Annotated in this window: 9 protein-coding genes; 2 read left to right on the plus strand and 7 right to left on the minus strand. The window is 71.8% G+C overall.

Annotation, left to right across the window (positions count from 1 at the left end; all coding sequences use genetic code 11):
• The 4 genes from ACWGH4_RS02195 to ACWGH4_RS02210 all read right to left on the minus strand — a co-directional run.
• A partial coding sequence (locus tag ACWGH4_RS02195; protein WP_453454544.1) for a beta-ketoacyl synthase N-terminal-like domain-containing protein occupies positions 1-3,330 on the minus strand: 3,330 nt, incomplete at its 3' end.
• 54 nt (positions 3,331-3,384) lie between these two features.
• Positions 3,385-4,287, minus strand: coding sequence for a thioesterase domain-containing protein (locus ACWGH4_RS02200; RefSeq protein ID WP_453454546.1), 903 nt, complete (start codon positions 4,285-4,287; stop codon positions 3,385-3,387).
• On the minus strand, positions 4,271-4,537 hold the full coding sequence (locus ACWGH4_RS02205; protein WP_005314310.1) for an acyl carrier protein: 267 nt from the start codon (positions 4,535-4,537) through the stop codon (positions 4,271-4,273). Before ACWGH4_RS02205 ends, ACWGH4_RS02200 begins: the two co-directional genes overlap by 17 nt.
• Positions 4,538-4,551: 14 nt before the next feature.
• Positions 4,552-5,835 (minus strand): NAD(P)/FAD-dependent oxidoreductase, encoded by a 1,284-nt coding sequence (locus ACWGH4_RS02210; protein WP_453454549.1) that lies wholly within the window; start codon positions 5,833-5,835, stop codon positions 4,552-4,554.
• 405 nt (positions 5,836-6,240) lie between these two features.
• Between ACWGH4_RS02210 and ACWGH4_RS02215 the strand changes: the two genes are divergently transcribed.
• Together ACWGH4_RS02215 and ACWGH4_RS02220 are read left to right on the plus strand one after the other, a co-directional pair.
• On the plus strand, positions 6,241-6,648 hold the full coding sequence (locus ACWGH4_RS02215; protein WP_441263594.1) for a DUF3291 domain-containing protein: 408 nt from the start codon (positions 6,241-6,243) through the stop codon (positions 6,646-6,648).
• Positions 6,645-8,186 carry an MFS transporter gene (locus ACWGH4_RS02220; protein ID WP_453454551.1) on the plus strand — a complete coding sequence of 514 codons (1,542 nt, stop codon included), beginning with the start codon at positions 6,645-6,647 and terminating at the stop codon, positions 8,184-8,186. The genes ACWGH4_RS02215 and ACWGH4_RS02220 overlap by 4 nt, the downstream gene beginning before the upstream one ends.
• A gap of 136 nt (positions 8,187-8,322) precedes the next feature.
• On the opposite strand, the gene ACWGH4_RS02225 is transcribed toward ACWGH4_RS02220, so the two are convergent.
• The 3 genes from ACWGH4_RS02225 to ACWGH4_RS02235 form a co-directional block, all read right to left on the minus strand.
• On the minus strand, positions 8,323-9,111 hold the full coding sequence (locus ACWGH4_RS02225; protein ID WP_453454553.1) for an aminoglycoside N(3)-acetyltransferase: 789 nt from the start codon (positions 9,109-9,111) through the stop codon (positions 8,323-8,325).
• Positions 9,112-9,124: 13 nt separating this feature from the next.
• Positions 9,125-10,465 (minus strand): cation:proton antiporter, encoded by a 1,341-nt coding sequence (locus tag ACWGH4_RS02230; RefSeq protein WP_453454554.1) that lies wholly within the window; start codon positions 10,463-10,465, stop codon positions 9,125-9,127.
• 38 nt (positions 10,466-10,503) lie between these two features.
• Positions 10,504-11,265, minus strand: a 762-nt coding sequence (locus tag ACWGH4_RS02235) for an ABC transporter substrate-binding protein (RefSeq protein ID WP_453454556.1), incomplete at its 5' end; no start/stop codon positions are given.

The raw sequence follows: 11,265 nt of genomic DNA on the forward strand, positions 1-11,265 counted from the left end.
ATCCATACCCGGCTCCAACATCTCCGCCGGATAACCCGTCTTCTCCGCCACCACCTCCACCAACGCACCCAACACCGCACCATCAACAACAGGCGCGGGGAGGGCGGCCGGGGCAGGCACGGCAGCCGCAGCGGGCACGGCAGCCGCGGCGGGCTCGGCAGCAGGCAAAGCCGCCGGCACGGTCGACGGCTCCACCGCCGGCGTCCCCGCCGTCGGCTCCCCCTCCCGCAGCGCCTCGATCAGCAGTCGCGTCGCCCGCTCGTGCCCTGCCGTGATCGAGCTGCTGTGCTGCTCGATCAGGCGCAGCGCGGCATTCGCGTCGGCGGCGGTGCCGGAGCGGATGGACTCCTCCAGCGAGCGGACCGTCCGGCGGACGGTCTCCAGGTGGGTGTCGAGGATCTCGGCCTGGAGGACGAGCCCTTCGCGCACGACGTCGTCCAGGCCTGTCGGCGCCTCCGCAGCCGCCGGAACCCCTCCCGCCGGGGCATCTCCCGGCGCCCCTGCCACCGGCTCGGCCAGCGCCTCCGCATAGGCGGAACGCCGGGCGTCGCTCACGTAGTTGACGCCGCGCAGGGGAATCGCCATGCCCTTGCGCGCCGGTTCGGCCGGCACCGGTGCCGTGCGGTCGTCGATGCCGGCGACCGGCAGGCCGAGGATCGTCAGCTCGAGCGCGGCACGCTTGGCGGCGATCTCGCCGTCCTTGGCGGGGCCGCCGTCGACGGCGACGGTCACGACGTCCTCGCGGCCTTCGAGGATGCGGTCCACGAGGTCCGACAGCACGCGCTTGGGGCCGAACTCGACGAAGACGCGGTAGCCGTCCGCGTACATCTCCTCGATGCGCGCAGCGAAGTCGACCGGCTGGAGCAGCTGGTCGACGAGGGTGCGGCGGTTGGCGGCGATGTCGTTCCCGTACGACGCGCCCGGCGCGTCGGCGTACACGGGGATGCGGGGCGCGGCCATGTCGGCGCGTTCGACGGCCTCGCGGAACGCGTCGGCGGCGTGGGCGACGAAGCGGGTGTGGAACGCCGCGGAGACCGGGAGCCGCTTCGCGGGGAGGGCGCCGCCGGCCTGGTCGGCCACGAGCCGGTCGATCTCGGCGGTGGGGCCGCCGACGACGATCTGGCCCGGGGCGTTGATGTTGCAGACGGTCACGTCACGGTAGTGCGCGAGCGCGGCTGTCACCGCGTCGAGTTCGCCCCGGACCGCGGCCATCGCGCCGGGGTCGTGGCCGGTGCCGGCGCGGTCCGCCGGCGGGGCCATGGCCAGTCCACGGGCACGGGCGAGCTCGGTGAAGGCGGCGTCGTCCAGGGCCCCGGCCGCCCACAGGGCGGTCAGTTCGCCGAAGGAGTGGCCGATCGCGCCGTCGGGGCTGAAGCCGAGCTCGCGGAACCAGGCGAACTGGCCTGCCGACAGCGCCCCGATCGCGGGCTGGGCGAACTGTGTCCGCCGCAGGGCCGCGTCCTGGGCCGTGCGGGTCGCGTCGTCGAAGGCGGGCGGGGGGAACACGACCCGGCCGAGGGTCTCGGTACCGTCGCTGAGCCGGTTGGCCCTGTCGTACGCGGTGAGCACGGGCGGCAGTGCGAGCGCCGCGCGACGGCCCATGCCGACGTACTGGCTGCCCTGGCCCGCGAAGACGGCCGCGGTCTTCGTTCCCGCGGGCAGCGCGGAGCGGCGGTAGGTGATCCCCTTGGGGTGCTGCCACGAGGAGGCGTCCGGCTTGGCGCGAAGCAACTGCGCCGCTGTAGCGCGCAGTTCCTCGAACTCGGCGTCCGAGCGGGCCACGATGCCGATCCGGGCGTCGCCCGACGGCATCCAGCCGACGGGGTCCGGGGCGGCGCCCTCCTCCAGGCGGCGGGCGAGCGACCCGGGGTCGGCGGCGTGCCAGATGCCGGTACGGGCGACGGGTCCGAGGACAGCGGACACGTCGGTCCCGTGCTCCTCGAGAACCATGTGGAAGTTGGTGCCGCCGAAGCCGAAGGAAGAGACCGCGGCGCGGCGCTTGTCCCGGCCGGGGTCGGCGACCCAGGGGCGGGCCTCGCCGCTGACGTAGAAGGGTGTGCTCGCCGGGTCGACGGCCTCGCTGGGCTCCTCGACGTTGATGGTGGGCGGCAGGACCTTCTGGTGCAGGGCGAGCGACAGCTTGATGAGACCGGCCGCGCCGGCGGCGGCCTTGGTGTGCCCGATCTGGGACTTGACGCTGCCGATGGCGGCGTAGCCGCGCTCGTCCTGCCCCTCCATGACGAAGGAGCCGAGCGCGGACAGTTCGGTGTGGTCGCCGACGGCGGTGCCGGTGCCGTGCGCCTCGAAGAGCTCCACGGAGCCGGGCGTGACGGCGGCGTCCTCGTAGGCCCGGCGCAGGGCGAGCTGCTGGCCCTCGGCGCGCGGGGCGTAGATGCTCTTGAAGCGGCCGTCGCTGGAGGTGCCGATGCCGCGGAGCACCGAGTAGATGCGGTCCCCGTCGCGTTCGGCGTCGGCCAGCCGCTTGAGGGCCAGCATGCCGATGCCCTCGCCGATCAGCGTCCCGTCGGCGGAGCGGTCGAAGGGCCGGATGACCTGGCTCTTGGAGAACGCCGGGGTCTTGCTGAAGCACATGTACATGAGGATCGTGTTCTCGGCGTCGCAGCCGCCGGTGATCATCATGTCGGCGCGGCCCTCGATCAGCTCGCTGACGGCGAGCTTGACCGCGGCGAGGGAGCTGGCGCAGGCAGCGTCCACGGTGCAGTTGGTGCCGCCGAGGTCGAAACGGTTGGCTATGCGTCCGGCGACGACGTTGCCCAGCATGCCGGGGAAGGAGTTCTCCTCCCAGGGGATGTACGCCTTCTTGAATCGGGCGGCGACCTCATCGGCCTGGGCCTCGCTGAGCCCGACGCTGCGCACGACCTCTTTGAGGACCGGGGTCTGCAGGCGCGCGGAGAGCGGCTGGGTGAGCGAGTTGGCGCCGGTGACGCCGAGGATGACTCCGGTGCGCGTGGGGTCGTACCAGGTGGATCCCTCGGTGCCGGCGTCGCGCAGCACGTCACGTGCGACGGTCAGCGACAGCAGCTGAAGGATGTCGGTGACCTCGAGGGTGTTCGGCGGGAGGCCGAACTCCATGGGGTTGAAGGCGATCTCCGGGAGGAACCCGCCGCGCCGGGCGTAGGTCCTGTCCTCGGCGGTGGGGTCGGGGTCGTAGTAGTCGTCGGTGTTCCAATGGCTCGACGGGACGTCCTCTATGCAGTCCTTGGCGTCCACGATGTTGCGCCAGAATTCGCGCAGGTCGCGCGACTGGGGGAACAGGCCGGCCAACCCGACGATGGCGATGGGTGTGTCGGCCAGACGTGAGTGATGCACGACGGTCCTCTCGGTCTTGTGCGCCGGGTGTGCAGGGCACGGATCACGGTGTGTTCAAGCGACGGCCGAGCCGGCCAGGAGGCCGGAGAGCACGCCGACGGCCTCGGGGTCCCGAAGCATCGTGTAGTGGTCGCCGGGGACGTCCACCTGTCGTACGGGCCGCGCGCCGAGCCCGCTCCAGCCGAGGTCGCCACTGGTGGGCAGCAGGGAGCCGGCCGGTTTGACGAGGGTCAGGGCCCGGTCGAGCGGCGCCGGTTCGTAGGGGGCGGTGCTCCGGTTGTTGCGGGAGAGACCGCCCTGGTAGGCGGCGTACAGCTTGCGCAGTCCGGCGAGCTCGGTGCCGGGCGGCAGAACCCCTTGGGCGACGGCCGCCTCGAGCACTTGGGGCAGACCGTCCTCGGGCGCGGCGAGGAGCCGGCGCTCGTCCGCGGTGAGGCCGAGGGTGAGGGGGCGGCCGCGTTTGGCGGCGAGGTACATCGTGAACCAGTCGAGCAGCATCGCCGGTTCCATGAGCTCGTCGGTCCGCTTGAAGGCGGGGACGGGGGCGATGCTGTCGAGCAGGACGAGGTCCCGCACGACCCCGCCGTTCCCGGCTGCGTCCAGTCGGGCCGCCATCTCGAAGGCGACGACGCCGCCGAACGACCAGCCGACCAGGGTGAACGGCTCTGCGACGGCGCCCGCCGCGGCGAGTTCGTCCAGGCAGCGTGCCGCCAGGTCGGTGACCGGGACGACCGGTGCCCGGGCGTCGAGGGCCGCGGCGAGGAACTCGGGCACATTGCCGAGGTCCAGGAGGTCGAAGGCGGTGTCCCCGGGGAGCCGCCCGGCGACGGCCGCCCATTCGCCGGACGCGAGCGCGCCCGGATGCACGGCGCAGACCCGGTGGGCCGCCGGGCCGTCCGGTGCGCGCAAGGTGCGCAGGACCGGACGCGGTGCGCCCGCGTCAGGCCGCGGTGGCATGGCGGGCGTTCTCCTCCGCGATGTGCTCCGACAGCGCGGCGATCGTCGGGTGGTACCAGAGCGCGGTCGCCTCGAGTTCGAAGCCGAGCCACTTCTCGAGCTCGCCGGCGAGGATCAGGGCCTCGGTGGAATCGAGGTCGAACTCGTCGAAGTAGCGGTCGACGTCGATCTCGGACGGTTCGACCTCGAGCCGGATCGCGAGCTTCTCGACCAGCCAGGACTGTGCCTCTTCAGCGGTGACACGCTGCATGGGAGTACCTCTTCTCACTTCTTGATGTCGCGGGCGATGGACTCGGCGGCCTTGAGTCCGGAGACGTATCCGGCCTCGTGGGAGCCGATCAGGTCGTGGCCGATCTTCGGGGAGTGGAAGTACGAGCCGGCGAGCTTGACCCGGCCGCCGTCGTTGACGGCGTAGATCCCGCGCTGCATGGCGCGTACGTCCAGGTCGATGACGGGGTGGGTGAAGGGCAGCTCGCGGATGACGAGTTCGTCGCGCGGGACGATCGGGGAGTCGAGCGTGACGAAGTAGTCGTTGCGCGCGGTGAAGCCCTGGAGGGAGTTCATGTAGTACGCCACCCAGGTACGGGTGCGGCCGTCGACCGTCTTGAGCCCGTAGTTCCAGCTCTGCCAGCGGGAGCGGTCCGGCGGCATGCTGGAGGGGTCGGTGTGCAGTACGGCGCTGGTGGAGCTGTACCGGACCTTGCCCAGGATGTCGGCCTGGAGGGCGGACGGGGCTTCGAGCACGGACAGCGTCTGGTCGGCGTGCGAGGCGAGCACCGCGTAGTCGTAGCGCTCCTCGCCGTCGGCGGTCCCGACGACGACCGCGTCCGCCTCCTCGCGGACCCGGGTGACCGGACTGGAGGTGCGCACCTTGCCGTTGACGGCGGTCACGAGACGGCGTACGTACTCGATGCTGCCCCCGGCGACGGTCTTCCAGGCGACGGAACGCCCGCCGAGGCCGCCCGGGTCGTGCGACATGAAGAAGGCGATGACCGTGGTGGCGGGCATCTCCCAGATGAGCTCGGCCGGCACCGACCAGACCGCCGTGGCCAGGAGCACCACGTAGCCGTACTTGAAGGCGTCGGAGTACCCGCCACGCTTCAGGTACTCGCCCAGCGCCATGTCGGTGCGCTTGCGCAGGAAGTCGCGCGGCGCCTCCCGGTGGAAACGCCCGGCGTCCCGCCACAGCGTCAGGAAGTCGGCCGGATAGGACCGGGCTATCTCCTCCTCCGTGAGTTCGAACTCGGCCGTTCCGTAGTCGAGGCCACGGTCGAGGTCGAAGAAGTCGAAGCCGCCCGTGTGGTCGAGGGCGGTGACGCCCAGCTCCTGGAAGAAGGCGGTCAGCTGGGGATAGGTGCGGCTGTTGAAGACCACGAAGGCGGTGTCGATGCCCAGCGTGCGGCCGTCCTCGTCGACTTCGACGGTCAGCGCGTGACCGCCGGGCCGGTCCTCCTTCTCGTACACGGTGACTTCGACGTCGTCGGGCAGGTGGTAGGCGGCGGAGAGTCCGGAGATGCCGGCACCGACGACAGCGACTCGGGTGGTCATGGCGGGAAGCCCTTCGGCTCGAGCGGTACGCGAAGAACCGGTCGCGTTGCGCGACAGCGGCTGGAACGCAGAGGGCTGGCACCTCTGAAGGCGTGAATTCGCTCACCGACCCGTGCGAACGGCGGCGTCGGGTCGGGCGTGGAAGGACCGTAGGGCGGTGGTCGGAGGAGGGTCAATCACCGCATCACGGATGCTCCTCGCCCCATCGGGATGGCCGATGGGGCCGGTGACCGGTGTCCGGATCCGTACGGTCGGGGGCTCGCAGGCACGATCAGGCCAACCCTTCCCGTTCCCGGAAGTTCACGCGCGAAGGTTGTCCGGAACAGCTCTCGGGGGGACTCATGTGGATGAGACGGGCTCCGCCTGCCGTCCCCGCCTGTTCCATGTCGAAGAGGAGAAGCTTCCATGCCCACCATTCCCTGGATGCCCGGGGCCGCCGCCGACAGGCCCGCAGACTCGGGCGAGGCAGTGGTTATGGCGTCCAAGCTCCAAGTGAAGTCCCTGCTCAGCGTGCCCGGCTTCTTCCTGAAGTCGCTGGTGGTGTGGAAGCAGGTGCGGTCGGCGCCGGGTGTGGTCGGCGCCTCGCTGCGCGCCGAGCCGCTGAAGAAGACCTTCTGGACGCTGTCGGCGTGGGACAGCCAGGAGTCGCTGGACACCTTCTCCCGTTCCGACCCGCACGCCCGGATCGTCGCCGGGCTGCGCAAGGTGATGGACCACTCGGTGTTCGTCTTCTACCCGGCCGGCCGGGACAGCCTGCCCGCCGACTGGGACGACGCCATCGCCCGGCTGACCCGCAAGGAGGCCGCCAAATGAGCGCGCCGACGGACGCGTTGTCGTCCGCCGCGCCACCGAAGCCGGTCATCGAGCACGGCAGGCTCGTGCTGGCGGCCGCCTGCCTCGGCCTGTTCATGTCGTTCATCGAGGTGACGGCGGCGATCTCGACCCTGCGCGCCCTCCAGGTCGACATGCAGGTCGCCCCGGCCGACCTGAGCTGGGTGTCCAGCATGTACACCCTGGTCGTGGCGGCCTGCGTGCTGTCCGGCGGTGCGCTGGGTGAGCGTTTCGGCAGGCGTCGCGTGTTCGTCATCGGCGTGGTGGCCCTGGCGGCCGGTTCCCTGGTGGTGGCGAGCGCGAGCGGCTACCCGCAGGTCCTCGTCGGGCGCGCGATCAGCGGCGTCGGCGGCGCCCTGGTGCTTCCGACGTCGCTGGCGATCATCACCACGACGTTCTTCGTCGACCTGCCGCGCATGCTGCGCTACATCACGATCTGGGTGTCGGTGTCCGGGATCGGGCTGGCCGTCGGCCCGCTGCTGGGCGGGGCGCTGCTGAACGTATTCGACTGGCCCGCGGTCTACCTGGTGAACACGCCGGTCGCCGTGGTCACCGTGGCCGTCACGCTGTACGCGGTGAAGGAGTCCTCCGTGCCGAACCGGCCGCTGGACCTCTGGGGCCAGTGCCTGTCCGTCGTGGGCCTCGGCACCCTCGTGTACGGGATCGCGGTCGGCGGCCGGACGGGGTACGACGACCCGTTGGTGATGGCCGCCCTGGTGGTCGCCGTGGTGTCGCTGACCGCGCTGGTACTGGTGGAGCGACGCGCGGCCATGCCCATGCTGGACGTGCGGATGATGGGCTCCCTGCGGGTGTCGGCGACGCTGGTGGTGGCGGCGAGCGCGCTGTTCACCTTCGTCGGCGTCGTCTTCCTCGAAGTGCTGTTCCTCCAGCGGGTCCAGGGGGCGGAGCCGCTGGAAACGGGTGTGCAGCTGCTGCCCGCCATGGTCTCGTTCGTCCTGGCCACACTGGTGGCGCAGCGCATCGCCGCGAAGGTGGGTCCGGGACGGCTGCTGGCCGCCGGTTCGCTGGTGGCCGGTGTGGCCGCGGTCGTCCTCGTCGCACAGCAGCCCGACAGCGCGTACGGGGTCACGGCTCTCGGCCTGACGCTGCTGGGCCTCGGCAGCGGTCTGGTCGTGGCGCCCTCGACGGCCGCCGCGTTCGCCGTCGTCGAGCCGGCGCAGATGGGCTCGGCGTCCAACGCCGTGACCGCGTTCCGGCAGGTCGGCTCGGTCCTGGCGACGTCCGTGCTCGGCGCCGTACTGGCCCTGCGCTTCGTCGGTACTCTGCCGGACGAGCTGGCGACGGCCCAGGTGCCGCCCGGGACGGCCGCCGCGGTCGTCGAGGTCGCGCGCAGCGGCGGCAACGGCGACGGCCGTTCCACGGCCGAGGTGACCGAGGCCGTCAACGCGTCGTTCACCGTGGGCATCCATACGGGGCTGTGGGTCGTCGCGGGGGTGTCGTTCCTGGCCCTGCTGCTGTCCCTCGTGTTCCTCACCCGCACGACTCAGGGAAACAAGTAACGCTTCTTCAGGCGGGACGGCCTGCCGTCAGGAACGGGCCGTTCACCAGCAGCCGCGCCCGCTGCCGATCGCACCGGGCGCGCTGCTGGTTCAGGGTGCCGCCTCGAGCCGTGCCGGTTCGGGACGCCCCGAGGGCTCAGGCGGCGAGCAGTTCACGCAGACGGCGGCTGGCGAACTCGACGAACGGGACGCTCGGCAGCAGCCGGCACTCGGCCGCACCGATCGTCCGCCTCCGCACCCCGTCGCCGGGCCGCCCATCGTGCAGCTCCTCGTACGCGGCGCCGACGGCCGGGAAGAAGCGGCCGTTGTCGTCCCCGACGTCCTCGGTCTGCACCCACACCCGCTCCCCGTGCACGAGGTACGGGAAGCGGCGTCGCTTGCGGCGGTGCCCGGGGACCAGGCCCTCGGCGTGGTGGAGGAAGGAGTTGCGGTTGTGCCCCACTCCCAGCAGCAGGATCCGGGCGTCGAGCGCCAGGAGCGCCGCGAACGGGGACGACCCGCCCACCGCGTGGCCCAGCGTCTGCACCGCCGTGATGCGCTCCGCGTCCGGTCCGATCGCGGCGACGGACACCTGCGGGTGCGCGCTGCGCAGTCGCCCGGGCAGGGCCAGGACCGCGTTCGGGATGGCGCCCATCTCCGTCGGCATGCCGGGACGGAACAGCGGAACCCGTTCACGGGCCGCTGCCGCCCCGGCGTCGAGGTCCGCGGCGTCGGGGCACGGGTCGGCGACCGACGGCGTGAACGCCGGTACGGCGAGGGTCCCTTCGGGGCCGAGCGCCGATCTCAGCGCCGCGACCACGGCCGGCGCCCCGCCCTCGACATGCCCGAGCCGGGACAGCGACGCATGGACGACGACCACCATGCCGCGCCGCACACCGAGTGCCCGGAACTCGTCCACGAGCAGGCCTTCATCGAGATTCCGCATCGCGCGGGCTCCTTCACTGAACAGTCGCCACCGGGTCCGCGTCCTGCCGCGCGGAGGAAGCTGAGCCCGGTGCCGGGACCTCCGGTGAGCCTTCGGCCGCCGGAGCGGCCGGCATCGTGCGGCGCGTTCCCGGCCTGGGCAGCACGAACCCGGCCATCCCGGTGGTCACGACGGCCATGCAGACCATCATCGTGAACATCCGGGTGTCGAGTATGCCCATGCTGAGCCCGGCGTTGAGGATGATCAGCTCGGTCAGCCCACGGGTGTTCATGAGGAACCCGAGGATCGTGCTGTCCCGCCAGCCCAGGCCCCGGGCACGCGCCACCGCCATCGTGCCGGCGAGTTTGCCGGCGCACGCCACCGCCAGAATGGCCAGGAACTCCGTCAGCCCCGCCCCGCCCAGTCCCGCGACGTCGACCGTCAGCCCCGTGGCGATGAAGAAGACGGGCAGCAGCAGACCGCTGACGTGCTGGAACGGCACCTCGAGCGCTTCCTTCACCGCGGGGCGCACGGTGCGCGGCATGGCCAGCCCGAACGCGAAGGCTCCGAAGATCGTCTCGAGCCCGATCCACTGCGCCGTCCAGGCGGCGGCGAAGACCCCGGCGGCGACCACGGGAAGCCCCACCGTGATCAGCCTTCCCGTCCGCGCCGCCCGTTCCAGCACGTGCCGCAGGACCGGCCTGACGACCAGGGCCAGGACGAGGACGGCGACGGCGGACCACCCCGCGACGGACAGCAGTTGCGAGTAGCCGCCGGAGACCGCCATGACGGACACGGCGACGAGCATGCACCAGGCGAGGATGTCGCCGACCGCCGCCGCGGCCACGGCCAGGAATCCGACCGTCGTCCCGCCGAGCCGGTTGTCGGCGACGATCCGGGCCAGTACGGGAAAGGCGGTGATCGCCATGGCCGTGCCGACGAAGAGGACGAACGTGGTCCGGTCCACGGGCTGCCCGCCCGCGGAGGAATGGGATCCGTGGAGCCAGAGCGCGAGCAGTCCTCCGGTGGCGAAGGGGACCGCGATGCTCGCCACCGACAGGGCCGCGACGGTCCCTCCGCTGCGCCGTAACCTGCCGAGATCGATGTCCCAGCCGATCAGGAACATGAACAGCAGGATCCCGACCTGCGCGATGGCCGTGAGGGCCGCTCGGGTCTCGTCGGGAAAGAGAAGGCCCGGCAGATCGCCCGGGAGGAGCCCCAGCAGACTGGGGCCGAGCGCGATGCCGACCATGATCTCGGCCGTGACCGCGGGTTGGCGCAGTCGCTGCATGAAGGGCCGCAGCAGCGCCCCGAGCACAAGGATGATCGACAGGGCCGCGATGGTCTGGGCCATCGCAGGCGTGGCGTGGGTCATGGTCTTCTCTCTCGGGCGGTGGGACGGGCGGCTGCCGCTCAAGGCTCCGAGGCGGCAGGAGGATCCGGCCGGGCGAGGGTGGCTTCCGTGTAGTCCGGAAGCCCGTTCCAGCTGAAGCGCGCGTCGACACCGGCACCGAGCCCGGCGGCGTTGACGCAGTCCCAAAGTGGGATCACCGGAAGGTCCGCGAAAAGCACGGCCTGCGCCCGTGCCGCCCACCGATGCGTCTCCGCGTCGTCCGGCGCGCGCCGTGCCGCGGCCAGTGCGTCCTCGAACTCCCGGCTGCGGTAGCCCGTCTCGTTGGCCGCCGATCCGCCGGCGAACTGTGCCTGCAGGAAGGACAGCAGCGACGGGTAGTCGCCGCGCCAGCCGGTGCGGAAGGCGGTACGCAGGTTTCCGGACGACACGGCGTCCCGGACGTGCTTGAAGGTCGGCAGCGTGATCAGCTCGGTCTCGATGCCGAGGGTCGTACGCCACTGTTCCGCCACCTCGCGCAGCCAGTCCTCGTGACCGCCGTCCGCGTTGCAGGTGATCCGGAAGGGGTCTTCCCAAGGCGCCACCGCGTCGGCCCGCGCCCAGAGTTCCCGCGCCGCGGCCGGATCGTGGACCAGCGCCTCCGAGCCGGGCAGGCCGGCCCGGAAGCCCGGGAGGGTGTGGGCGGTGAAGTCGGCGGCCGCGCGTTTCGTGCCCCGGAAGACCCGTCGGACGACCCGGTCCCGGTCGAGGGCACGGGACAGCGCCGCCCGGCGCAGGGCGCCTTCGGCGCCGCTGAACCGCGGCAGCGAGTACGGGACGGCCAG

The sequence above is a fragment of the Streptomyces sp. NPDC054847 genome (assembly GCF_053610925.1).

Coding starts and splice junctions, on each gene's coding strand:
- ACWGH4_RS02230 (WP_453454554.1), bottom strand. CDS start 10,465: ATGACCCACGCCACGCCTGCGATGGCCCAGACCATCGCGGCCCTGTCG.
- ACWGH4_RS02210 (WP_453454549.1), bottom strand. CDS start 5,835: ATGACCACCCGAGTCGCTGTCGTCGGTGCCGGCATCTCCGGACTCTCC.
- ACWGH4_RS02200 (WP_453454546.1), bottom strand. CDS start 4,287: ATGCCACCGCGGCCTGACGCGGGCGCACCGCGTCCGGTCCTGCGCACC.
- ACWGH4_RS02215 (WP_441263594.1), top strand. CDS start 6,241: ATGCCCACCATTCCCTGGATGCCCGGGGCCGCCGCCGACAGGCCCGCA.
- ACWGH4_RS02220 (WP_453454551.1), top strand. CDS start 6,645: ATGAGCGCGCCGACGGACGCGTTGTCGTCCGCCGCGCCACCGAAGCCG.
- ACWGH4_RS02225 (WP_453454553.1), bottom strand. CDS start 9,111: ATGCGGAATCTCGATGAAGGCCTGCTCGTGGACGAGTTCCGGGCACTC.
- ACWGH4_RS02205 (WP_005314310.1), bottom strand. CDS start 4,537: ATGCAGCGTGTCACCGCTGAAGAGGCACAGTCCTGGCTGGTCGAGAAG.